The organism is Kiritimatiellia bacterium, from assembly GCA_018001225.1.
Classification (GTDB): Bacteria; Verrucomicrobiota; Kiritimatiellia; order CAIQIC01; family JAGNIJ01; genus JAGNIJ01.
The window spans coordinates 43,873-67,955 of sequence record JAGNIJ010000019.1; the positions used below are offsets into that span (position 1 = coordinate 43,873).

Here is a 24,083-nt window from a genome sequence, read left to right on the forward strand (position 1 = left end):
CTTACTCCGCGACCAGGGTGACAATCAGGGTCCCCCCCTCGTGGGAGATACCGCCCAGCACCACCGGGATGCGGCGGGTCATGACCACCGTGGTGTTGAGCACCACGTCGTTTCCGCGCATCCACTGGACGGCCGCCCGCACCTTGCCCTTGCCGGCGTCCGCGGCGGAGAGGTTCAACTGGAACCCGCTGCCAAGGGAAAGGACGGTTACGCCCGGCAGGTTCACCGAGGCCGAGCCCTCGCCGATGTGCTTGTAGTACTCGAAGCGGAAGGTGCGTCGAAGCTGGTACTCGATGTTGTCGAGCCGCGAATCCTGCGCGGACGGCTTGTCGGACGCATGGATCATGGTCGCCTTGAGCGAGACCACGTGCTGCGCCTGCGTCCCGGCCCCGGAAGCCAGCCAGAGCGCGACGGCCAGCCCCAAGCCGATTCCAAGCTGTTTACGAGCCCACATGCGCGCCCCCGTTCTGCTCCTGCACCCAGATGACGACCAAGCCCGACTCCTGATCTTCGTACACCATTGTGGAGGCCTCGGGCAAGCCGGTTTCCACCCACTCCACGGCGGACGCCGGGGCGCGGGCCAACGCGGGAGCCGCTCCTTCCCCCGCCCGGAACCGGAGCCCGACGACCACGGCCGCGGCCACGACCAGCACCGACAGCGCAGCCGCCGCCCAGCGCAACGACAGGCCCGGCCCCAGGACGAGCCCTTTTGCCTCGTCCTCCTTCTCGAGTCGAATGGCCCGACGCACGTCCGCCCACGCGGCTTCCGCCGTCTGGACCGGCGCGCCCACCCGCGCGCGCAGATGGTCGCCGAGACTCAACCACCGGTCTCGCACCTCGTTGCAGGACCCGCAACGGCGGATGTGGTTGTACAACTTTTCCTTCCGGCCGACGGACAACTCGCCGTCCATGTCCAGGCTGATCCATTTCCGGGCCTTGTGACAGTTCATAGCAGCCCCCTCAATTTTCGCTGCATGTGCCGGCGCGCGTAAAACAAGCGCGACATAACCGTCCCCGTGCGGCAATCCATGACCTTGGCGATCTCGCCGTACGACAGCCCCTCCAGTTCGCGCAGGGTCAGGGTCATCCGGTGCTCCGGCGACAGTTCCGCCAGGGCGGCGTCGAACAACCGGCGGGTCTCCGCGCGTTCGGCCTCCTTGTCCGGACGCGACCGGCGGCTGGCCGCGGGGTTCGGGTCCGCCTGCGTGACCAGGTCCACGTTCTCGGGCAACGACTGCTCGCCCAGCCGGGCCCGGTGCCGGAGGAAATCGAGGCAGGTGTTGGAAACGATCCGGTACAGCCAGGTGTAGAAGGAGGAGGACTCGCGGTAGCGGGAGAGGTTTTTCCAAGCCTTGACCCAGGACTGCTGGGACAGGTCCCGGGCATCGTCGGGATTGTTCACCATCCCGCAGGCCAGGCTGAACACCCGCTGGTGGTACATCTTCATCAGTTCACCGAAAGCTTCCTCTTCCCCATCCCGCGCTTGCTGCACCCAGCGCCGCACCTGGCGCGCGTCCGCGATCTCTTCGCCCATCTGTTTGGACGCTATGGAATCGCTTCTATTCATGGCCGGCTTCAAACCATAAGGAAAAGCCGCGAGCTTGAAAATGGAAATATAGGGCGCGGCCGCCGCGGGTCAGGCATCCGGGGGACGGCGCGGGATCCAGCCGTAATTGACGTACTCCCACTCCACCCGCCCGTGGCGCAGGGTCACGACGCCGAATCCTGCGTCGGTCCCCTTCCGCGGGCCGCGCCACCAGGCTCCGCTGACCGCCCCCCCGGTGATGAACGTGGTGCGCCGCCACCGGATCATCTCGTCCACGTGCAGGTGGCCCTGCAGCACCAGCAGCAGGTTGTGCGCCTCGCAGAGCTTGAGCACTTCGCGGTTGTTCACCACCACCCGGTGATCCGGCGCCGGCTCCGCCGCGCCCTCCGTCGCCTGGTAGAACGCCGTCAGCAGGGGCATATGCGTCACGAGGATCACGGACGTGCCGGAGTCCACACCCGCCAGGTCGCCCCGCAGCCATTCCATCTGGGCGGCGTCCACGAAGCCCCGGTAGTTCCGCTCGGTATCCGTGACCTGGATGGGGTCCAGCAGCACGAAGTGGCAGCCGCCCGCGTCGAACGAACGGCAGGTCCGCGGCACGCCCATTTTCTCGCGGAAAATCGCGCGCGGATCGGGGCTGGCCGGAGAGCCGTCCTTCGGCCGGGCGGCGACGAGGTCGTGGTTGCCGATCGCGGACTCCTTCGGGCCGGGCAGCGAATCCCACATCTCCATGAACGCGTCCCACCGCGGCGCCACCTGCTCCGCCGTGGCGTCGAAGCCGTCGGTGATGAGGTCGCCGCCCGCGACCACCAGGTCGGGCGCCTGGGTACGCATGGCCTTCGCCGCCATCTCGAGGGCGCGGGGAGTCTCCCACTCGACGCGGGTATGGACATCCGTGAAGAAAACGAACCGGAACGATTCCCGGGAGGCAACCGGCGCCGACCAGGCCGACCGGCGCGGCAGGCCCAATCCCCAGGCCGCGCCCGCCGCCGCGAGCGTGCCCAGAAATCCCCTTCTTGTCACCGCGGTCTTGCTCATGAAGCCGGCTCTTTCAGTCTGCGGCACGCCACGTGCTCGATCAGCAGCAGTCCCAGCATGCCCGCCATGAATAAGCCCCGAACCTGGCCTTCCGTCAAGCGGGTGATGAGCGTGGCGCTGACCGGACTGCTGAACGGCCGGGCCGGATCGTGGTACTCGCGGGCCAGCCAGGACTCCCGCGCCGTGAAGCTGTATCGCGAAAGCCGCAGGGTGTTGCCGAAGTATAACTCCAGCAGGCGGTTCTCCCGCCAGGCGATGGTGGCGTGTCCGCGCAGTGCCTCGGTATCGCCCCGCATTTCCCAGGCCCGCTCCAGGTTCTTGTCGCGACAGTACAGGTGTACGCGCGCCTCGTGCGTGAAGGGATCGGTCACCGGGGTCCAGGTGCGCAGGAATTCCTGGTACCGGGCCAAGTCCCGGAACGCGTCGAGCCGCTCCGCGACCTCCCCGGCCCGGGCCCGGTCCAGGCTGCGAAGGTCTTCCTTCGTGAAGCGGGAATAAAAACAGCCCACCTCCGGATCCAGGTGCCGGTACCCGTACTCGGCCATCATGCTGTAGGTGTGCCGCAGCGCGCCAACCGCCGGCCAGCGGCGCGTGTAGCGATCCACGCGCGGCGGCGTATTGGAAAGGCACAGCGCCAGCAGGGCCAGGTGCGCCATACCCAGCCGGCAGACCACGCGCACGGAGCGCCGCGCAACCGGCCCGCGGATGAAGGCCGGCCGCAGGCCGGCGGCCAGCAGCACCTGGATGAGCCCGACGGCCTGGATGTTCAGCCACACGTCGCGAAGGCCGAACACGCGCCGCGGCGTCAGCCACTGGATTACCTCGTCCATCGTGCCGAGCAGTGCGCCGAGCCAGCCGGCGGCCAGGTAGATCATCGGGTCGCGCATCCGGTGGCCGAACGCGCGGAACGACAGCAGGCCGAGCACGCCGTACTCGATAAAATGGACCGCCTCCTCCGGGTTGGCGCGCAGGCGCCAGGAGAGAAACGCGTAGAGCAGCGTGATGGCCACCACCCACGCCGCGGCCCGGCCGCGGCCCGGTGCGCGAGACCGTAGCAGCCCGCCAAGGGCCATCCCCGCGGCCAGCAAGAGCACGGCCAGCACGCCGTACAGGAACAGGATCCGCCCCCCGTGCTCCGTCACCCAGGTCTGGATCGCGCGAGCGAGCGGGATGGTCAGGTAGATCGCCAGGGTCCAGCCGGCGACGGCCAGCCAGGACAGCCACTCCCGTTCGCGTGGAGATTGATCAAACATCTTCGGCGTCTCGCTGTTTCTGCGGGGGGCGGCGTTCGCTCCGCATTCCTGTAGCTCCGGCGCTCCGCCGCCGGAGATTCCTTCCGCCGACGGAGCGGCGGAACTACAGTCTGCCGATCAGGCTGAAAGTGGCCGCCAGGTTCACGGAACCCGGCCGGTCTCCTCGGTCAACTGCCGGAGCCGCTCCTCCATCGCCGGGGTCAACTGCTCCCACGCGAAGCGCCAGGTCCAGTTGCCGCTCGTCGTGCCGGGCACGTTCATCCGGGCCTCGGTCCCGAGCCCCAGGACGTCCTGCAGCGGAAAGACCACGGTGTTGGCCTTCGAATGCATGGCGAGCCGGATCAGGTCCCAGTGGATCTCGCTCCCGTCGGTCTTGAGGTAATCCAGGATCGACCGGCGTTCCTTCTCGATATCCTCGCGCGAGCGCGTGCTGTTCTGCCCCGGCTCGCTACGGAACCAGCCCACGGTGGTGTCGTTGTCGTGCGTGCCGGAATACACGGCGCAGTTCGGCGGGTAGCTCTCGGGCCGGTAGTCCGCGGCCTTGGCGTCGTTGCCGAACGCGAACTGGAGGATCCGCATGCCCGGGAACTGGAAATGGTCGCGGAGCTGCTCCACGGCAGGCGTAATGACGCCGAGGTCCTCCGCGATGATCGGCAGCCGGCCGAGTTCGCGGATGAGCGCGTTGAAAAGATCCGCGCCCGGCCCGGGCACCCAGCGCCCGTTGATCGCGGTCGTTTCGTGTCCCGGGATTTCCCAGTAGGCCTCGAAGCCGCGGAAGTGGTCGATCCGGACGATGTCCACCTGGTCGAAGATATGGCGCATCCGCTTGACCCACCACGCGTAGCCGGTCTCTCGGTGCGCGTCCCAGCGGTAGAGCGGGTTGCCCCAGAGCTGGCCCGTCGCGCTGAAATAATCCGGCGGCACGCCGGCGACGATCGTCGGGAAGCCGTGCTCGTCGAGGTGGAACAGCTCCGGGTGCGCCCAGACGTCCGCGCTGTCATGGGCGACGAAGATCGGGATGTCGCCGACGATCTGGACCCCGCGCTTGTGGCAGTACTTACGCAGCCGCGCCCACTGGTCGGCGAAGAGGAACTGCTCGATCTTCACGTTGCGGATGGACGTCTTGAACCGGCGCGCGGCGGCCTTCAGCGCGGCCGGATCCCGCTGCGCCAGCTCCGGCTCCCACGTGGTCCACGGCTTGAGCTCGTGCGCGTTCTTGAGGGCGAAGAACAGCGCGAAGTCGTCGAGCCAATCCGCGTTCTTATGGCAGAAATGCTCGAAGGCCTCGCGCTTGCTTTTCCCGGCGCGCTTGTCGAACGAGCGGCACGCGGTCTGCAGCACCTCGTTGCGCGCGAGGAGCACGGGCCCGAAGTCCACGTGGTCCCGCGGGAATTCGGGAAAGCGGGCCAGCCGCGACCGCGAAACGAGCCCCTCGCGGGCCAGCAGGTCGAAGCTGATCCACTGCGGGTTGCCCGCGAACGTCGAGAGCGACTGGTAAGGCGAATCCGCGTAGCCCGTCGGCCCGAGCGGCAGGATCTGCCACAGCTGCTGCTTCGCGGCCTGCAGCTTGTCCACGAACAGCCGCGCTTGCGGCCCGATTTCCCCGAGCCCGTACGGCCCGGGCAACGACGTGGGATGGAGCAGAATGCCGCTGGCTCGGGGGAAGTTCATGACGGGCTGTCTCCTGTGGGATAAGGGTTATCCTTTGAAAATGATGTATTTCCGGCACACGTAGTTGATCATCACCGAGGCCACCATGTTGACCAGGTAGGCGAACGAGGTCTCCCACGCGAAGAACCGGATCAGCATGCCGCCCAGCACGGTACCGATTACCCAACTGATGATCGACACCACATAGAAGAGCGTGATCTCCTTCGCGCGCGAGTGCTTGCCGGGCTTGAACACCCACAGCACGTTCAACACGTACGCCGTCAGGTTGCCGAAGAAAAACGTGATGGTCTTGATCAGGTAGTAACGCTTCTCCCGGGTCAGGTCGTCCACCGGCGCGACATCCAGCCCCAGCATGCGGACCAGCGGGTCATCCACGCCCAGCGCGGGAAACACCTTCCAGGCCAGGAGGTTGAACAGCACGATATCCACCGCGGTCGCCGCGCCCCCGCACATGGCGTACTTGATGAACTGGATGAACGGGTGCGCCTCCCGCTGGAAAAACTGCCGGATGATGTGCTTCATGGCCCGGCACGCTATCGGATTGACCGCCAGCCCGTCAAGCCACGGCATGGAGCCACTTTCGAGTTCGCATGAGACGGCGGGCCCGGTATGCTTCCGGCATGGAGCGCGGGACCCTGATCGTGTTCATGACCGAGGCGGCGCGGCGGCAGTACATGCGGCGCGCCGCGCTGGACAGGGGATTTGTCGACGCGGAAGACGTCACGACCTTCACTCGGCTGCGGGCCGCGTGCGGGGCGGCCGCCCGCCGCGCCGGGCTTCTCGACCGGCCCGAGGCGGACGGCGTGGCGCGCGCGATGCTCCACCTGGCCTCGGCCGTCGAGGCCGCGGCGGAGTATGCCGGGCAGGGCGTCCTCGGTCGGGCCGCGCCCGCGGCCCTGGCCGAGGCCCTGGAAAGCATGATCCATACCCTGGCGCCGTTCGGCGACACGGCGGAGGCGATCCACGCGTGGCTCCTGCACAGGCCCGCGGACAGCAAGGGCCGGCAACTGGGCCAGTTGTATGCCCTCTACCGGCGGCGCCTCCGGGACTCCGGGCTGGCGGATACGCGGGACGTCAACGCCGCGGTGCTCCGCCTCCTGCGGGGCCCCCGATCCGCCTGGCCGCCCGTACTCTCGGTGCCGGAGCGGGTTCTTCATTTCCGCGCGCTGACATGGCTCGACCCCTTCGCGGAGCAATTCGTCGGCGCCCTCGCCGGGACCCTCGGGAAAAAGCGCGTTCTGTTGTCGTCCACCCTGCCGCCGGCCCACGCGGAACGGATGGAGGACCGGCTGGCCGCGCAGATCCGGACGGAGGTCCTGGCCGGACTCGAACAGGAATCCTGGAGCGCCTGGACCGAGGGACTCGGCGATGCCATGGCCGTGGAGGACGCCCAACTGGCGGCCGACAGCCGCGACCGGCTGTCTTTCATCCGGTCCGCGGGCCTGCAGGGCGAGGTGGAGGATCTCGCGCGGCGCATCCGCCGCGAACTGGATGAGAACGGCGTGCCGGCCGAGCGCATCGCGCTGGTTCTGCGCCAACCGGACGAGTACCTGGACACGATGGCCCGGGTCTTCCGGGAATTCCGCATCCCGTTCTTCTGCCGCCAGGGGCGCCCGGTAGCGGCCGCCGCCCCCGTCCGCGTGCTCCTGGCCCTGCTCCACTTTCCGTCGGACCCGACCCGGGAACGGCTCTGCGCGCTGCTTCAATCCCCCGCCCTGGCCTGGCCGGGGCTCGGCAACCTGGAGGCCCGGCAGGAAGCCGCACACCTCGTCGAAACCTCCGGCATCGGGCCGGTCCTGCAACGCGAGGATTGGCTCACGCCCGGCCGCGTGCCGGAATCCCTGCGCGCGCCCGTGGCCTCGATCCTGTCGAACCTGGGGCTTTGGCAGCCGGCCGCCCGGGAGTCGCCGCTTCACGAGCACGCCCGCCGCGCGCGCGACCTGGCGGAGCAGCTCGGGCTGGCGGCGTCCCCCGCCGCGCCGGAATTCGACGACGGCCGCCACGCGCTCGAGAAGGCGCTCGACCTCCTGCGCCGCCTCGAAGCGGACCGTGGCGCCGACGCGCCCCTCGCGCGGAGCGGCTTTCTCGACCTCTTCACCCGGCTCCTGGCGGAGCCGACGAGGCTCCCCGGCTCCAGCGCGGAATACGGTGTCTGGGTGGTCGCCCCGGCGGACATGGCCGGCCTGGCGTTCGACGTGGTCCTCATCGCCGGCCTGAACGAGGGCTCGTTCCCAGCCATCACACGCGAGGACGCCGTCTTCAGCGACGAGGAGCGCTCCGCGCTGCGCAAGGCCCTGGAACGCCAGGGCGTGAAGCTGCCGCAGTGGGGACTTCCCCTGCTGTCCATCCGCTCCGCGCAGGAGCGCGTGCTCTTCTTGGCCTGCCTGGGCGCCGCGCGGGAACGTCTGGTGCTGTCCTGCCGGACGACGGACGGCGACGGGCGCCAGCTCAATCCCGGCGATTTTTTCCGGAGCCTGTGGGCCCTGGCCGGCGATCCCGGTGGGGGCCTGGCGGAAGCCGGCGAATCCTGGCGCAGCACGCTGCCCCTGCCGCTCTGCCGCACGCCGGCGGAAGCGCGCCGGCGGCTGGGCCGGCTGGTCGAAGACCCCGCGTCGGCCGCGGAAACCGAGCGCGCCCTGCTGCAGGCGCTGCCCGCGGCGGCGGGCGGGCCCAGCCCGATCGCCCACGCGATTTGCGTCGAGCACGCGCGCGAAGCCTTCTTCAACCGCCGCGGGACGGAGCACCCGTCGGCCGGGCCCTACTGCGGCAAGATCGACCGGCCCGCCGCCCGGAAACAGGTCGAGGCTTGGCTCGCCGCCCGCGGCGCCTTGAGCCCGACGGCGCTCGAATCGCTCGCGCGCTGCCGCTACCGGTTCTTCCTCGGCACCGTGTGCCGGCTGGGGCCGGCGCGGCTCCAAGAGGACGCACCGGACGCCATGGACCGCGGCCGCGTGATCCACGAGGTGCTCGAACAAATCTACCGGGGCCTGTGCGGCGGCGACGGCCAGCCGGAGGTGCTGTCGGATGCCGACCGCGCCGAGTTCGCCGAACTGCGCACGGTCCGGGCGTGGGCCGTCGAGGAAAAGCCGGGCGGCTGGCGTCTGCGCCGGCGGCCGGGGCCGTCAGGGGCCCGCTCCCTTCCCCTTGTCACGCTGGACGCCGGCCCGGTGGAGCGGTACCTGGACTACGCGCACCGGGTAGCCGCCGCGGTCTGCGCCCGCGCGGAGAAGGAAGGCTACCTCCTGGGCGACCCCGGGGTCTGGGAAACCGAGAAACCCAAGATCGCGCGCATCGCGGAAAACTACCTGTCCATCGATTTTAGCGGGGCGGCCGAAGAACGCCGGTACCCGGCGCTCTTCGAGCTGGCATTCGGCGGGAAAGACCAGCCCGAACTCCGGCTCGGACCGGAGGATGGCGGCGTGCGGGTTCACGGGCGGGTGGACCGCGTGGATCTGATCTTCGATGAGGCCGGGCGCCTGGCCAAACTGCTGGTCGCGGATTACAAGGGCGCCGGGCGCGGCGGCCTCTCCCCCGAAAAATACGCGGAGGAAATCGCGGAGAGCCTCGACTGCCAGCTGCCCGTGTACGGCTTCGCCGCGCAGCAGGCGCTGTTCGGCCGGTACAACGAGCCGGAACTGAACGCGATGACCGACGCGGTCTACCACATCCAGGAGCGCGACCGGGACAACATGGCGAAGCAATTCAAGGAGGAAAAACGCGTCCGCCTGGCGGACGCCGAAAGCGGATCCGTCACGGCGCGCTTCATCGAGCGCGTGGTGGAAAACCTGTCGCGGCTGCGGGCGGCGGACTTCTCGGTGGACCCTTTGGACTGCGAGTACTGCGATTTCAGCCACGTCTGCCGCGTGGATGTCACCGCCCTGGAAAGCGCGGCGAACGCCGCGGAGAGCTGACCCGGCCAAAATCCGCGCGCGGCCTCTCCCTGCTGTCACGGCTCGCAGGCGTACACAGGGGATGTCCGCATGAACGCCATCCTGGCTCACGGATTTGGGGCCGGATTGAAGACCAGTACCATAAAGGGTTGGCTCGCTCCCGTCACCGTTGTACAGTGTTCGGCCGGAAGAAAAACCATGCATCACGGAATCCAGTCGATCACGTTGCTTGGCTCTTCCTCCGGCCGTAATGCCGGCGACGCCGCACTGGTGGCCGCGATCATGGACAGCGTGGACCGGGCGCTCGGGCGGCGCATCCGCTACGAGATCCCCACGCCCCGCGCCGCGTACATCCGGGACCACTATCCGAACGACGCGCGGCCGGTCGGCATGATGCCGTGGCAACTGTCGGTCAAGATGCTGGGCCTGCCGACGCTGCGGTCCATCCTGCGCACGGACCTCACGCTGATCTTCGACGCGATCCTCTTTGACCGGTCGCTGTTCAACCCTCTCTTCAACTTCCTTTCCACGCTCTACCTCCTGCTGCCCCTCGCCCGCCGGTTCGGCAAGCGGATGGCCTGCTACGACGTCGGCGTCGGCCCGATCCATACGCGCGCCGGACGGCACATGTTGCGTCGCGTGCTGGGCTGCATGGACTTCGTGACCGTCCGCGACGAGGCCGGCCTGGCGCTGCTCCGCGAGAACGGCATCGAGCATCCGCGGGCCCGGCTCGCGGCGGATGCCGCGCTGAACGCGCCCGCCGCCGACGCCGCGGCCGTGGACGCCATCTTCCGCCGCGCCGGCCTGGCGCCCGGCGAGCCGGCGCTGGGCATCAACATCAACCGCTATCTCGACACGTGGGCGGCCCCGGGCCGCCGCTCCATGGGCGCGGAGGCGTTCCTGAACGTCTTCGCGGGGGCCCTGACCCGCGTGTGGAACGAACTGAAGACGCCACTGGTGTTCGTCACCACCCAGCATCATGACGTGGAGATCACCCGCGACCTGATGGACCGCCTGCCGCCGGGCGTGAAAACCGCGCTGATCGCCAACCGGGACTACGATCACGCCGAGACCAAGGGGGCCCTGGGGCGGCTGGACCTGCTCTGCGGCATGCGGCTGCACTCCCTGATCCTGGCGACGGCGGGCCTGACCCCCGCGGTGGGCATCGCGTACCAGCCGAAGGTGAAGTACTACTTCGATACCCTCGGCCTGGGCGACCGCGTGTTGAGCTTCGACGACTTCACCGAGGAAAAGCTGGCCGGGCACATTCTCCGCGGCTGGAATGACCGCGCGAAGATCCGCGCCGCGCTGGAGCAGCGCATCCCGCCCCTGGGCAGGCTGGCCGCGCGGCCGGCGGACCTGGTGGCGGCCATGGACCGGGGGGAGGACCTGGATCGCGTGCTGCAGAATACCTGGCCGACCGGCACGACATGAAACTGCCCCGCCCACCGCTATTCGCCGGCACGCTGCTGCTGACCCTGGCGGTCTGGCTGGCCTTCACATGGCCCCTGCCCCGCCACTTCACCGACGGGATCCCGATGTCGTCGCAGAACGTGGAGAAGGGCCATGCCCGGGCGATGATGCCGGGCGACCACCTTCAACTCCTTTACCACTTCGAGCTGGTCCGCGACATGATCGCCGGTCGCATCCCGTGGTTCCACAACGTGTACGAGTTCAACACCGGCGACGACGGGGCCCGCTACCGGCCGGCCGCCTACTTCGCGCCGTTTTCGCTGCCCTATGCCCTGCTCGCTCCCTTTCTCGGGCGGGCCGCGGCATGGAACCTGGTGGCCTTTCTCTCGCTCTGGATCACGGCGCTGGCGACCGCCGCGCTCGCGGGTCGTTTTGCCCCCGGCCGGCTGTCCATGTACGGCGCGGCCCTGGTCGCCCTGGTGATCCCCTTCCGCTGGGTCAACCTGCTCGGGGGCAGCCCGGCGGGCCTGGCGATGATGTGGGTGCCGGTGCTGGCGCTGGGCCTGGACATGGCGATCCGGGAGCACCGCGTTTCCGGCGGCGTCCTGGCGGGCGCCGCGCTGCTGCTGTGCGTGTGGAGCGATCTCCAGGTTTTCTTCTTCTGCGCGATCAGTCTTCCTCTCTGGGCCCTCCTGTCGTGGTTCAGCCTGCCGGAACCCCTGCGCGGCCGCTGGAAACCCCTGCTGAAAGCACTCGCGCCCATCGGGTTCTTCTTGTTGCTCGTCGTGCTGTACCGGTCCCTGCGGCACGGGCAACTGGCGGCCTCCGGGGTCTCCGCCGGCCGCAGCCTGACGGAGGTCAAGCTGTTCTCCCCCACCTGGCGCGGGCTCTGGCAGTGGGCCGCCGAGGGGTTGCAGAGCCACGTCTATATCGGATGGGTGCTGCCGGCGCTGCTGCTGGCCGGGGGCATAAGCCTCGTCGCTGCTTTACGGCGTCGCGGGAGCTCCGCCCTCCAAGCTCCTGGAGGGTCGAGCTCCCGCGAGACCGGTCCTGAAGAAATATCCGTAAGCGACGGGCCCATCCTGTTCTTCCTTTTCCTCCTCTGCTGCGCCGCCCTCGGAGACATCGTCATCCTGGCGCTGGGCGTCCACGGTCCGTTCGGCGGGATCGTGCTGAAAATCGTGCGAGCGCTGCTGCCGCCTTACTCGATGGTCCGGCAGACGGCGAAGATATTCTGCCTGCTGCCCACGCTGGCGGCGCTGACCGCGGCGCTGGGCCTCGGCGGGCTGATGCGTCTCACCGCCGGCCGCCTGCACGGGCCGGCGGTCCTCGCCTTGATCCTGCTCGCCGCCGAAATGCGGTTCCAGGTCCGGCCCACGATCTGCCTCCTGGACGACGGGCAGGCCGCCTACGCGGCCGTGCGCGAAGAGGCCGGGGCGGGCGCGGAGCCGCGCGCGCTGGTCATCCCCCTCTGGCCGGGCGATTCGTCCTGGACCTCGATCTACGAGTACTACGCGCAGATGTACGGCATCCGGATGGTCAACGGCTACAGTCCCGCCGTCCTCCGCGACTACGTGGAGAACGTGTTCCGCGCTCTCGAAAGCGCCAACCAGGGCTTCCTGACCGATGACCAGCTGGCCCGCCTGGCCCAAATGAAAGTCGGGTACCTCCTGGTGCACGAAAACGCGTTCCCCGAAAAAGTGAGCCCCTTCCCCGTACGGAACACGCTCAACCGCTTGCTGAACGATCCCCGGTTCACCTTCCTGCGCCAGGCGGAGAACGTGTGGGCCTTCCGAATCGCGCCGCGGCCCGGAGATCGGGAGACCGCCTCCTGCGGGGCCTCTTTCCCGGCCCGGCGGTGGGAATGGGAAGCTGTGGAGTCGGAGGGCGGCACAGTGGTCCCCGATCTCGATGCGGGCGGAGGCGCCTTCTGGCGCGCCGAGGCCGCCGGAACTTGGGCCGCGACCCGTCCGGCCCGCGTTGCGCCGGACCCGACGCTGCACTGGCTGGTCCGCGGCCGCGGAGCCGGATCCGTTCAGGCGATTACCCGGCTGGGCGAAACAAGCACGCCAGCCACCCCCCTCACGTTTGAATCGGAGACCTGGACTTGGATCGCCATCCCGATCGCGGGGCACAACGTATTCCAGCCCATTCAATTGCGCGTCGAGCACGTCGGGGGTCGTGTCGAACTCGACTTGGCCCTGCTTGCGCAGGGCGCCTGGCCGACGGCATGGAGCCCGGGCGACCGGATGGAAATCCCGGCAGCCTGCTTGTTCCACGGCGGCTACAGCGATGGCGATGCCGTGGTGTTCCGGACGACGCACGACCCCGAGGCGGCCCTTCTGTACGGCCCCAAAATGCCCCTGCCGGAAGGTTCCTATCGCATCGAGCTGGTGTTCTCCTCGCAGGCCCCGGAGGGAGCCGTACTGGGACGCCTGAACGTCCGTATCCGCGAGGAGGATGAGAGCAGATGGGTGCCGGTCATTGCGGGGCGGCCTTGCGTAACGGCTTGGAGTCAAACAGGAAGCTTGCCTGTGAACGCGGTCTTCGTCTATGATCGCGACCACGATGTAAAGGTGGTCAAGCTTATCATCGAGGCAACCCATGCTGCGCGATAAGGTCTGCTGGCATCGGTTTTACGGAGTGGGAGCCCTGTTTTACGCCCTGACTTTCCAGTCCATCCCCGGCTGCGATGAGGTCAATGACAAGGGGCCGGACCCCGTCGGGCCGGACATCCGCGGCCGCTGGAGCGGGGTGTATTACCGCACGGACAGCGCCGCGCGCACCGCGTTGACCGCCTCGATCCGGCAGGAAGGCGACGCGGTCACCATCACCACGAGCAAATCCGAGGGCCGGGCGCAATTGCTGACCGGAACGATCTTTGAAAACGGCGACCTGGACATGATCGACGGCTACGACGGGCAGGAATGGACCAGCTTTTACGGGCCGGCCACCGCAACCCACATCCTGCTGGCCGACTACGTCAGCACGCCGTCCCCGGAAGAACCCGACCCGCCGCTGTACATCCTGGATTTGTCCCGGTAAGCTGGTCGGTAATGAATCGGGCTGATCCCTTGCGTGTTCTGCTGCTGGCTCCCCATCCTTTCTACCAGGAGCGGGGCACGCCCATCGCCGTGGATTTGCTCCTGCAGGCCTTGAGCCGGCGCGGGTGCGAGGTGGATGTCGTGACGTTCCCCGAGGGCGAGGACCGCCGGTATCCCGGCGTGACAATTCATCGGACCCGCCCGTTTCCCTCGATGCGCGGCTTCCGCCCGGGCTTTTCCCTGAAAAAGCTCTACACGGATGCCTTCCTCGCCCGCCTGGCCCGCCGGCTCGCGCGCGAACGGAAGCCGCACGTGATCCACGCCGTCGAGGAAGCCGCGTTCATCGCCCGCGGCCTGTGCCGGCGGCTGGGGATCCCCTACGTGTATGACATGGACTCCTCTCTGGCCCGCCAACTCGTGGAGAAGATGCCCTGGCTGAAGCCGGCCGATGGTTTTTTCCGCTGGATGGAAGCGCGGGCAATCCGGGACGCCCTCGCCGTGGTGCCCGTCTGCCCGGCGCTGGCCGACCTCGCCCGGGAACGCGGCGCGCGGTATGTCCATCTCTTGAGCGACATCTCCCTGCTGCCCGAGACCGCGACGCCGCCCCCGCCCTCCGCCGCGGCGCGCTTCCGGTTCACGTACATCGGTAACCTGGAGTCCTACCAGGGCGTGGACCTTCTGCTGGACGGCTTTGCGATCGCCCATCGGTCCGCATCGGACATCGAGCTCTCCATCGTCGGCGGCGCGCCCGTCCACGTGGAGCGTTACCGGGCCCGGGCGGCCGCGCTCGGGCTCGGCGACGCGGTGCAACTCGTCGGCCCCCGACCCACGTCGAACCTGCCGGCCCTCTTCGCCGAGGCCGGCGCGCTGGTCTCCCCGCGCATTCGCGGGGACAACACGCCGATGAAAATCTACTCGTACCTCGATTCCGGCCGGCCGCTGCTGGCCACGAATCTCCCGACGCACACGCAAGTCCTGTCGCCGGACGTCGCGCTCCTGGCCGATCCTAACCCGGACTCCATGGCGGAAGGCCTGCTCCGGCTCGCGCGCGACCCGGAGTTGTGCTCGCGGCTGGCCGGGAAAGCCCGGGCGCTGGCGCGGGAAAAATACAGCCGCGCCGCCTTCGAGGCCGCCGTGCATCGCCTGTACGATTATGTTGATGGACAAATACGGTCTCGCGGGAGCTCGACCCTCCAAAAGCCAGAGCCTGGTCAAGGCTCTGGAGGGCGGAGCTCCAGCGACGCCGCTGTTCGAGGTCACCCCCAATTATGAAACGCGACCTGGCCCGGCTGGACAACGAATCGTTCGATCTCGTGATCATCGGGGGCGGCGTGTACGGACTTTCCGCCGCCTGGGACGCCGCCCTGCGCGGGCTCAAAGTCGCGGTGCTGGAAAAGGGCGACTTCGGGGCCGCGACCTCGTCGGGCTCGCTCAAGCTGATCCACGGCGGGCTGCGCTACCTCCAGCACTTGAACTTCGCCCGGATGCGGATGTCGATCAACGAGCGCCGCCGGATGTTGCGCATCGCCCCGCACCTGGTCCACCCGCTGGAATTCGTCATGCCCTGCTACGGGCACGCCATGAAGGGCCCCGAGGCCATGCGCCTGGCCCTGCTGTTCAACGACGCGATGTCCTTCGACCGCAATCGCGGCCTGGACCGGGCGCACGCGATCCCGGGCGGCCGCACACTCTCGCCCGCGGAATGCCTGGAGCGGCTGCCCGGCATCCGGCGCGAGGGGCTGACCGGCGGCGCGGTCTTCCACGACGCCCAGATGCACAACTCCGAGCGCCTGACCCTGGCCTTCGGCCTGTCCGCGGCCGGGCGCGGCGCCGCGCTCGCCAACTACGCCGAGGTGACCGGCTTCCACCTGGAGCAGCAAACGATCCGGTCGGCCGTCGTGCGCGACCGGTTGAGCGACCGCGTCTTCTGCGTGGCCGGTCGCCTGTTCCTCAACATGACCGGCCCGTGGTCCGACATCACCGCCGGCCTGCTGACCTCCCCGGCGCCCGCCCGCCGCGTCGTGCGCTCGAAGGGCGTGCAACTGGTCACCCGCGCGCTGCCGCCCGCCGCCGCCTTCCCGATCGAGAGCCGCCAGCGCGACCTGACCGCGGTCATCAAGCGCGGCGGCCGCAACTACTTCGTCACGCCGTGGCGCGGCCTCTCGATCATCGGGACCACGGACACGCTCTACGAGGGCGCGCCGGACGATTTCGCGATCACCGAACCCGACATCGGCGAGTTTCTCGCCGAGATCAACGCGCTGTATCCGGCCGGCCTGGAGCGGAAGGACGTCCGCTTCTGGATCGGCGGCCTGCGGCCGCTGGGCGACGAGGATACGAACCCCGAGCACGCCAAGGCGTCGCACCGGTCGCAGGTGCGCGACCACGCCCGCGAGGGCGGGCCGGCGAACCTCGTCAGCGTCGTCGGCGTCAAGTACACCGTCTGCCGCCGCATCGCGGAGCAGGTCGTGGATCTCGCCGCGCGGCGGCTGGGCGGTTCCGCCGACCGGTGCCGGACCGGCGAGACGCCGCTGGCCGGCGGCGACATCGGGGACTTCGACGCGTTCCGGTCCGGGGCGGAGGACCATCTCGCGCGGAACTACGGGACGCAGATGAAGGAGGTCCTGGCCCTGGCGAAGGACAACCCGGCCTGGGCGGAGAAGATTCCCGGCTCGACGGAGGTGCGCGCCGCCGAGGTGATCCACGCCGTTCGCGAGGAGATGGCCGTGCACCTGGCCGACGTCGTGCTGCGCCGGACTGACCTGGGCACGCTCGGCCATCCCGGCCGGCCGGCCCTGGAGGCCTGCGCCCGGCTGATGGCGGCGGAGTTGGCTTGGACGCCCGGCCGGACCGAAGAGGAACTGGCAGCCGCGGAACGCTTGTTCACCCCGCCCGCCGGCTAGTTTTGGGCTTTATCCGGGCGGCCGCGGACAGTATGGTGCTTCCTGACCGCATGACACTGCTCCGCGACATCCTGGCGCACCGGGAACTGCTGCAGAACCTGGTGGCGCGCGACATCAAGAGCCGCTACAAGGGCTCGGCGCTGGGGTTCCTCTGGAGCATCCTGAACCCGCTGTTCATGGCGGCGATCTACATCTTTTTCCTCCGCCTGCTGGCCGGGCGCGGCGTGCCCCACGAGGACGTGATCATCGGCGTGTTCGCCTGGCAGTTCACCGTCCAGTGCGTCACCGGCGGGATGAACTGCATCACGGGCAACGCCAACCTGGTGAAGAAGGTTTATTTTCCGCGCGTGCTGCTCCCGATCTCGGTCGTCGCGGCGAACCTGGTCAACTTCCTGCTGACCCTGGCGGTCCAACTGGTCCTGGTCGCCGTGCTGCTGGGCCTGGACGGCGCGCACCTGTCGGCCTGGGCGGCGGCGCTGCCGCTGGTCATCGCCTACCACGCGCTGTTCAACCTCGCCCTGGCGCTGCTGGTCGCGTCGGCCAACGTGTACTTCCGGGACACGCAGCACCTCGTGGGCCTGCTGTTGAGCGCCTGGTTCTTCGTGAGCCCGGTGATGTACAACCTGTCGTTCGTGGAGAAATTCGCGGGGCCGGCGCTGACCCCCGCGTACCTGCTCAACCCGGTCGCGCTGATCGTCACCGCCTACCGCGCCGCGCAGTTGCCGGGGGCCGCGCTCCCGTGGACGTGGTCCGCGGCGGGGGCCTGGCTCTGGCCGCTGCTGCTGCTCGCCGTGGCCTGGCGGAGCTTCCAGCGCGCGCAGCGAAACTTCGCGGACTGGCTATGAACGCGATCGAAGCCACCCAGCTCGGCAAGGCGTACCGGAAGCAGGGCATCGGCCCGCCGACGCTCTTCGGCGCGCTCTCGCGCGGCCTGCGCGGGCGCCGGATCGAGGAGTTCTGGGCGCTCCGGGACGTCAGCTTCGGCATCGCGCGGGGCCGCACGGTCGGGGTGGTCGGGCCGAACGGTTCGGGCAAGAGCTCGCTGCTCGGGCTGGTCGCGGGCACGATCACGCCCACGCGCGGGTCGGTGCGCACCGAGGGGCGGGTATCGTCGCTGCTCGAGCTCGGCGCGGGCTTTCACCCGGACCTCTCCGGCCGCGAGAACGTGTTCCTGAACGCGGCGCTGCTGGGCATCCCGCGCGAGGACGTCCGGCGGCGCTACGACCACATCGTCGCCTTCGCCGGCCTGGCCGAGTTCATGGACATGCCGGTCAAGCACTACTCCAGCGGCATGTACGTGCGCCTGGGTTTCGCCGTGGCGACGGAGCTGAACCCGGACGTGCTGCTGGTGGACGAGGTGCTCGCGGTCGGCGACATCGCCTTCCAGCTCAAGTGCCTGGACCGGATCCGGGATTTCCAGCGCCGCGGCAAGACCCTGCTGCTGGTCTCACACGCGCTCCAGACGGTCGAGGAATTCTGCCACGAGGCCTTCCTGCTGTACCGCGGCGAGATGGTCGCGCGCGGCGACCCGCCGGACGTGATCCTGAAATACATGACCTCCTTCATGGGCGAAGGCGGCTATCTCTACCGGCAGGAGTTCGGCACGCGCGAGGTGGAATTGACGAGCGTCGCGCTGCGCGGGCCGGACGGGACGGAGGCCGCCTCCTTCCAGACCGGCCGGGCCCTGCACGTGGACATCGGGTACCGCGCGAAGGCGCGGATCGAGAACCCGGTCTTCGGCTTTTCGATCAAGACGGGCAACGGGCTGTACGTGTACGGCAGCAACACGCAGCTCGCGAAGTGCGCGGTGCCCTTCATCGAGGGCGAGGGCGCGATGCGCCTGACGCTCGATCCGCTGACGCTGAAGGGCGGAAACTTTTTCCTCTCGCTGTCGATCCACTCTCCGGATCACGCCGTGCAATACCACCGGCGCGAGGACTGGTACCCGTTCGTGGTGAAGGACCCGACCGAGGCCCCGGGCCTGTTCGAGCTCCACAGCGCATGGCACCCCCTGCCCCCGCCGCCGCCCCGCGCGTCCCAACAAACTTCCTCACGGGTGTGAAGAGGTTTGTTACGGATCAAGATGCCCGCGGCCGCCGTCAGAAAACCGGCCGCTTGACCCGCACGTTGTATTCGACGGCCTCGCGGCCGCCCGCCGGCACGTCGAACTCGTAGAGCAGCCGGCGGAAGACCTCGCGGCACGGCTTGGTGGAACTGACGAGCGACCACTCCAGGATCAGCGGGGGTTTTTCATCCAACTCCACCGTGATCGCGCCGTCCCGGTCGTTGAGGACCTCGATCCGGAACACCTCGGTGTACGCGCCGTCCGGCAAGGATGTACGGCCCAGGCTCCCCCGCCGACCCGTAACGTCCCCGGCGGGGCCGAGGTCGATCCGGAGATCGGCATCGACGGGCGTGTGCGGCAGGTCGCCGGTCTGCAGAAGCTGCGACCGCAGGCTGCCGAGGAACAACTGCACCGGGCCGGGCGGCAGGGGGATTCCGAGCCGGTGGGCGGCCGTGTTCGGCACGCCGATGAACTTGCGGAGCGGCCGGGGCGGCGACTCCAGCGAGGCGGAGAAATCCTCGGCGCGCAGGACGTAGCGCCGCGCGGCGGGGATGCGCGCGCTTTTGACCAGGAGGAACTCGGTGTCGGAACCGGCGGGCAGCTCCAGCCGTCCCGGCAGAGCGTACTCGTACTCGATCCCGGGTTCCGGCGGGCGCCAGCGCCATAGGTCGAACAGGGGGTTGAGCTCGTCGAGGAGGAGGAACCCGGGCGGCTTGGCCTCGTCGTCCGGGGGGCGCCGGCGGCCGACCAGTCGGATGACGGCATTGGAAAACGCTCGGCCGGCCCGGTTCTCGATGCGGACCCAGCCCGCCAGGTCCGCCGAGAGCGGCTCGCGCTCCTCCACGCGATCGCCCCGCACCACGACCTGGTAGCTGGCCGACCAGGTCAGCCCCGAGGTCTCGTAGAATACTTCGAGATCCAGGGCCTGCCGTTCGTCCGGCACGTCAATCCGGGCTTCCACGGAGACCGGCCCCGCCGGCGAGGCCGATCCTGCGCCCGCATACGGCTCCGGAGCCCAGACAAGGTCCGCCCCGCCCGCCGCGGCGGACGCGCCGGCCCGGCCCCATTCCCGCACATCGACGTCCAGCCGCCTCGCCCGCACCACCAGCGTGGACAGGTCGATGCCGGCGGGAAGATCCTCCAACACCAGGGGTTGCGGGCCGCGGACCACGGACACCGTGCGGGTCTCGCGGACCAGGGCGCGCCCCTCGCCGATCGTGAGGAACACCTCGGCGCCCGAGGAGGCCGCCAGGCCCAGGAGGAGGACGGCCGCGTGCGCGTCGCGGCGGAAGAACCTATGGACGGCGGACCCCGGCATGACCGCCCCGCGCCTCACCAGCGATACCGGACCGTATAGTGAACCGACTTCTTCCCGCCCGGCTTCAGGGAGGGCCGGAATTCGACGGTCTGCGCGCCGGTCTTCGTGTACTCGGCGTCGGACTTGACGATCTCGAACTGCTCGCCGCGGTAGAGGTGCTCGACGACCCGGATTTCCACCTCGTCTGCGGAATCATTGGACAGGCGGATTTCAAAGCTCTCCTCGTATTCGCGCAGCGGCACCACCTCGGTGTAGCCGGTGCGCTCGCGCTCGCCGCCCAGCCCGCGGGCCGGGCCGAGCGAAAGGTCCACGGACGCGCCGGCCGGCAGAACCGCCAGGCGGCCCTCGATCAACCCGTCCACCGTGCCGTCCGCGCGCCGTGTATACAGCCGCACGGGGCCGGGCGGCAGGAGGAATCCAAGCCCGGCAGCCTCCGTGTTCTCGAACCCGATCCGCTGTTCCACGTCGCGATGAAACTCGGTCCCGAAGTTCCAGTCCGTGCGCCGGTTCCGCTGGAAGCGGTCGAAGCGCGCGCCGTCGTAGACGTAGAACCGCCGCACGGGGAGCTTCTCCGCCCGCGCGAGCTGCACGTAGCGGGTGCTGCCGGACGGGAGGGCGAGCGGGCGGGACACCTCCAGCGCGGACAACTGGGCCGCGGCCATGCCCGATTCGGCGCCCGGCCGTTCCGCGCCGTAGGCGTGCCGGAACGGAACGCTGATCTCGTCGCCCGGCAGCCGGGCGGACGGCACGGGGAATTCTCCGCCCAGCCCGCGGGTGGTCGTGACCAGGTGGACCCGCGCATTGTCGAAATCGCCGCCGCTCTGATTGACCAGGGCGGCCCGGAGCATCAGGACGGCCTCCGCGCCGCCCTCGTCGAGCAGCAGCTCGTAGGCCGGCGTCCACGACAGGCCCGCGGTCGTGTAGGACATGCGGAGATTGACCGGACCTTCGCCCGAACTGGAAAGACGGCAGGAAAGCTCGGGCCCGGGCGCCGCCTTCAGCACACGGACCTGCTGCAGAAGATCGGGATTCGGATACAAGCGCAGGGAACCGTCCTCGGCCTGCAGGAGCACGGACTCCTGCCCGGCCGCGCCGGGCCGCAGCCGCCCCCGCGCGGCCTCTCCGCCGACCAGGATTTCCACGGGCTGCCCCTCGTACTGCGCCAGCAGTTCCGCCAGGTCCCCCGGGACGCCCCGGAACGCCCGCTCGAGCTCCTGCAGGTCCGCGGAGCCGCCGACCGGCGCCAGCGAAAGGCTGGAGGGATCCATCCGGACCGGCACCCCGCCGAACCGCACGAGATTCTCGCCGCGCGCCAGCGTGACGGCGCGCAGATCCGACACCAGGGTCCGGCCGGTATCGTAGATGGACAGCATCACGCCGCGCGGCGCGGAAGCCTCCACCTCCGGCGTTTCACCGGCCGCCATCGCGGCGGCACTCCAGGCAAGGGTCAGGGCCCAGGCGCAAGCTTTCATATCGCTTCTCTTTTCCGCGCCCGTTCGGCGGGCGACGGGTGTTACTGTACACCGGGTTCCCAGCCCCTGTCACGCGCGGCATCCGGCGGGCGGATTTGATCTTGCCCGGGGGACCGCGCCCCCTATGCTGGACCGGAAAAAGGAACGGCATCATGGAAACGACCGAACTCGGTACCACGGGCCTGCAGGTGTCGCGGCTGGCCATGGGCACGATGACCTTCGGCAAGGAGGCCGACCGCGCCGCCTCCGCGGCCCTGTACCACCGGGCGCGCGAGGCCGGCATCAACCTGTTCGACTGCGCGGACATCTACGCGCTGGGCGAGTCCGAGCGCATCCTGGGCGAGCTGATCCGGGACGCGCGCGACGAGGTGCTGATCACCAGCAAGGTGTACTTCGCCATGGAGCCCGGGCTGAAGCGGGCCGGCCTCTCGCGGGACCACATCCTGCGCTCCGTGGAAGGCAGCCTGCAGCGCCTGAAGACGGATCACCTGGATTTCTACTTCGCGCACGCCTACGACGAGCAGGTGCCCCTGGAGGAGACCCTCGGCGCGCTGGACGACCTCGTGCGGCAGGGTAAGGTCCGCCACACCGGCGCCAGCAATTTCGCGGCGTGGCAGGTCGCCCGCGGCCTGGGCTTCTCGGAAGGCCGGGGCTGGGCGCGGTTCCAGTGCATCCAGCCGATGTACAACCTGGTCAAGCGGCAGGCCGAGGTGGAACTGTTTCCGCTGGCGCGGGCGGAGAAGCTGGGCGTGCTGACGTACAGCCCGCTCGGGGGCGGGCTGCTGACGGGCAAGTACCGGGCCCGGGCGCACGGGCACGACAGCCGGCTGGTCGCCAGCGACATCTACCGCCGGCGCTACGGGCCCGACTGGATGCACGAGGCGGCCGGACGGTTCACCGAGCTGGCGCGCGAACATGGTGCGCACCCGGTCTCGCTGGCCGTGGCCTGGGCGGGCGCGCACCCGGCCGTCACGGCGCCCATCATCGGCGCGCGCAACCTGGAGCAGCTCGAACCGGCGTTGAAATCGGTCGAGATCCGCATGACCCCGGAACTGTACCGGGCCATCGGACGCCTGACCCCCGCCCCGCCGCCCGCGACCGACCGCAGCGAAAGCGTCGAGGCATAAAAACACTTGCGCGCCGCGCCGGCGTGGTGTAGTACTCGCCGTGTAATCGAGCGCGGGGTTCCGCCCGTGCACGGTCCGGAGCGAGCGTAGCTCAGTGGTAGAGCGTCACCTTGCCAAGGTGAGGGTCGAGGGTTCAAGTCCCTTCGCTCGCTCCAATTCTCTATTGTAACCCCGCCGGCCCTGTGGCAGATTCGCGCGCCCGGCCCCGGGGCCGCGGCGTGCAGGCGATGAACCTCCCCCTGACACAGAAAATGCTGATGGATTGGGCCGGCCCCCAGGTGTTCCGGGAGGGCCAGGCGATGTTCGACGCGGGACGCGTGCAAAAGGTGGAATTCGAGCCCCCCTTCGTGCGCGGCGAGCTGGCGCACGGCACGCGCGGCCTGACGTCGCAGTTCGAACTCCTTCCGGGCGGCGCCGTGGACAACCAGTGCCCCTGCCGCGACAACGTCGAGCGCGGCATCATCTGCGGCCACGTGGTCGCCCTGGGCCTGGCGCTGATCCGGCGTCACTCCGATCCCGAGCGCGAGCGCAAGGCCCTGGAGGAAACCCGCCGGGCCGCCCGGCTGGCCGTCGTGGACGAGTCCAGATACCTCCGCCGGGTCTCCCGCGACGAACCCGGCGCGGTGCCGGCCCGGCTCCAGCTTTTCCTGGCGCGGAACTGGGCCGACAGCGTGCCGCAGGGACGCGTCCCGCTGGCCTGCGCGCTGGAATGCGACGGGCGCGTGGAGCGCATCGACCGGCTGCCGACCGATGTCCCCTACCTGCTCAACAGGCAGGACGATTCGATTCTCTTCGTGCTCGAGGACATTTCCGAGGGGCCGGCGAAGGGCCGGCTCGACCTGACCCTTCCGGATTTTCTCAACCTGTTGAGCCTTCACGCCGGCAAGCCGCTGAACGTGGACGGGCGCGAGCAACCGGTCACCGTGAACGCGGCGCGGATGGCTTCCGTCCTGCGGATGGATCTAGACCGCGAAAACGGCGAACTGATCCTCATGGTGCACACCGAGCTGCCGTTCCGTGAAGCCGGGTCGGTCCCGGTGTACGTCGTGGCCGGGAAGACCGGGTGGATTTATGACGCCGGGCATTTCTGGCCGCTCGAGAGGACGCTGCCGGCCCCCCTCCACTCGATCTACCGGCAGCCCGTGTGCATCGCGCGCGAGGCCGTGCCCCGGTTTCTGCAGACGGAACTCCCGATGCTGGAGCAGTACGCCCGCGTGGAAACGGGGCTGTCGCTCGACCTGTTCACGCTCGATCCGGGCGCGCCGAAATTCAGGCTCGCCGTGCGGGGCAGCCCCGCGTCGCTCACGGCCACGCTTTACGCCGAATACGGGGACGATATCGTC

At 69.2% G+C, this 24,083-nt stretch carries 19 protein-coding genes and 1 tRNA gene; 11 read left to right on the forward strand and 9 right to left on the reverse strand.

Translation table 11 applies throughout. The annotated features are described in order from the left end of the window. Window position 1 precedes the first annotated feature (1 nt). The 7 genes from KA248_08035 to KA248_08065 form a co-directional block, all read right to left on the reverse strand. Window positions 2-454 carry a hypothetical protein gene (locus tag KA248_08035; GenBank protein ID MBP7829851.1) on the reverse strand — a complete coding sequence of 151 codons (453 nt, stop codon included), beginning with the start codon at window positions 452-454 and terminating at the stop codon, window positions 2-4. After that, window positions 441-950, reverse strand: coding sequence for a zf-HC2 domain-containing protein (locus tag KA248_08040; protein ID MBP7829852.1), 510 nt, complete (start codon window positions 948-950; stop codon window positions 441-443). The genes KA248_08035 and KA248_08040 overlap by 14 nt, the downstream gene beginning before the upstream one ends. After that, the gene (locus tag KA248_08045) at window positions 947-1,567 is read right to left on the reverse strand and encodes a sigma-70 family RNA polymerase sigma factor (GenBank protein MBP7829853.1); all 621 of its coding nucleotides are present in this window, start codon (window positions 1,565-1,567) and stop codon (window positions 947-949) included. The genes KA248_08040 and KA248_08045 overlap by 4 nt, the downstream gene beginning before the upstream one ends. A 69-nt stretch (window positions 1,568-1,636) precedes the next feature. Further along, the gene (locus KA248_08050) at window positions 1,637-2,584 is read right to left on the reverse strand and encodes a metallophosphoesterase (protein MBP7829854.1); all 948 of its coding nucleotides are present in this window, start codon (window positions 2,582-2,584) and stop codon (window positions 1,637-1,639) included. Further along, window positions 2,581-3,837, reverse strand: coding sequence for a VanZ family protein (locus tag KA248_08055; protein MBP7829855.1), 1,257 nt, complete (start codon window positions 3,835-3,837; stop codon window positions 2,581-2,583). Before KA248_08055 ends, KA248_08050 begins: the two co-directional genes overlap by 4 nt. Window positions 3,838-3,978: 141 nt before the next feature. After that, window positions 3,979-5,508, reverse strand: a complete 1,530-nt coding sequence (malQ, locus tag KA248_08060) for a 4-alpha-glucanotransferase (protein ID MBP7829856.1) — start codon at window positions 5,506-5,508, stop codon at window positions 3,979-3,981. A 27-nt stretch (window positions 5,509-5,535) separates the two neighbouring features. Further along, window positions 5,536-6,078 (reverse strand): GtrA family protein, encoded by a 543-nt coding sequence (locus KA248_08065; GenBank protein MBP7829857.1) that lies wholly within the window; start codon window positions 6,076-6,078, stop codon window positions 5,536-5,538. A 20-nt stretch (window positions 6,079-6,098) separates the two neighbouring features. Here KA248_08065 and KA248_08070 point away from each other — a divergent pair, with 20 nt between their 5' ends. From KA248_08070 to KA248_08105, 8 genes are all read left to right on the forward strand, one after another. Then, window positions 6,099-9,419, forward strand: coding sequence for a PD-(D/E)XK nuclease family protein (locus KA248_08070; protein MBP7829858.1), 3,321 nt, complete (start codon window positions 6,099-6,101; stop codon window positions 9,417-9,419). Window positions 9,420-9,596: 177 nt separating this feature from the next. Next, a complete protein-coding gene (locus KA248_08075) occupies window positions 9,597-10,832 on the forward strand; it encodes a polysaccharide pyruvyl transferase family protein (protein MBP7829859.1) in 1,236 nt (411 codons plus the stop codon). Further along, window positions 10,829-13,429, forward strand: a complete 2,601-nt coding sequence (locus tag KA248_08080) for a hypothetical protein (GenBank protein MBP7829860.1) — start codon at window positions 10,829-10,831, stop codon at window positions 13,427-13,429. The genes KA248_08075 and KA248_08080 overlap by 4 nt, the downstream gene beginning before the upstream one ends. Beyond that, entirely contained in the window at window positions 13,416-13,856 is a 441-nt protein-coding gene (locus KA248_08085) for a hypothetical protein (protein MBP7829861.1), read from the forward strand. The genes KA248_08080 and KA248_08085 overlap by 14 nt, the downstream gene beginning before the upstream one ends. A gap of 29 nt (window positions 13,857-13,885) precedes the next feature. Next, window positions 13,886-15,127, forward strand: a complete 1,242-nt coding sequence (locus KA248_08090; protein MBP7829862.1) for a glycosyltransferase family 4 protein — start codon at window positions 13,886-13,888, stop codon at window positions 15,125-15,127. Then, window positions 15,124-16,758 (forward strand): glycerol-3-phosphate dehydrogenase/oxidase, encoded by a 1,635-nt coding sequence (locus tag KA248_08095; protein ID MBP7829863.1) that lies wholly within the window; start codon window positions 15,124-15,126, stop codon window positions 16,756-16,758. The genes KA248_08090 and KA248_08095 overlap by 4 nt, the downstream gene beginning before the upstream one ends. Window positions 16,759-16,808: 50 nt before the next feature. Then, window positions 16,809-17,603: an ABC transporter permease gene (locus KA248_08100; GenBank protein ID MBP7829864.1), complete on the forward strand. Its 795-nt coding sequence runs from the start codon at window positions 16,809-16,811 to the stop codon at window positions 17,601-17,603. Further along, entirely contained in the window at window positions 17,600-18,820 is a 1,221-nt protein-coding gene (locus KA248_08105) for an ABC transporter ATP-binding protein (GenBank protein ID MBP7829865.1), read from the forward strand. Before KA248_08100 ends, KA248_08105 begins: the two co-directional genes overlap by 4 nt. Window positions 18,821-18,857: 37 nt before the next feature. Here KA248_08105 and KA248_08110 read toward each other — a convergent pair whose 3' ends face one another. Together KA248_08110 and KA248_08115 are read right to left on the reverse strand one after the other, a co-directional pair. Continuing rightward, a complete protein-coding gene (locus KA248_08110) occupies window positions 18,858-20,141 on the reverse strand; it encodes a hypothetical protein (GenBank protein MBP7829866.1) in 1,284 nt (427 codons plus the stop codon). 14 nt (window positions 20,142-20,155) lie between these two features. Next, window positions 20,156-21,613, reverse strand: a complete 1,458-nt coding sequence (locus KA248_08115) for a DUF4139 domain-containing protein (GenBank protein ID MBP7829867.1) — start codon at window positions 21,611-21,613, stop codon at window positions 20,156-20,158. 152 nt (window positions 21,614-21,765) lie between these two features. Here KA248_08115 and KA248_08120 point away from each other — a divergent pair, with 152 nt between their 5' ends. The 3 genes from KA248_08120 to KA248_08130 form a co-directional block, all read left to right on the forward strand. Further along, on the forward strand, window positions 21,766-22,740 hold the full coding sequence (locus KA248_08120) for an aldo/keto reductase (protein ID MBP7829868.1): 975 nt from the start codon (window positions 21,766-21,768) through the stop codon (window positions 22,738-22,740). An 80-nt stretch (window positions 22,741-22,820) separates the two neighbouring features. Next, window positions 22,821-22,895, forward strand: a tRNA-Gly gene (locus tag KA248_08125). Window positions 22,896-22,967: 72 nt separating this feature from the next. Continuing rightward, on the forward strand, window positions 22,968-24,083 hold a 1,116-nt coding region (locus KA248_08130; GenBank protein ID MBP7829869.1), incomplete at its 3' end, for a hypothetical protein.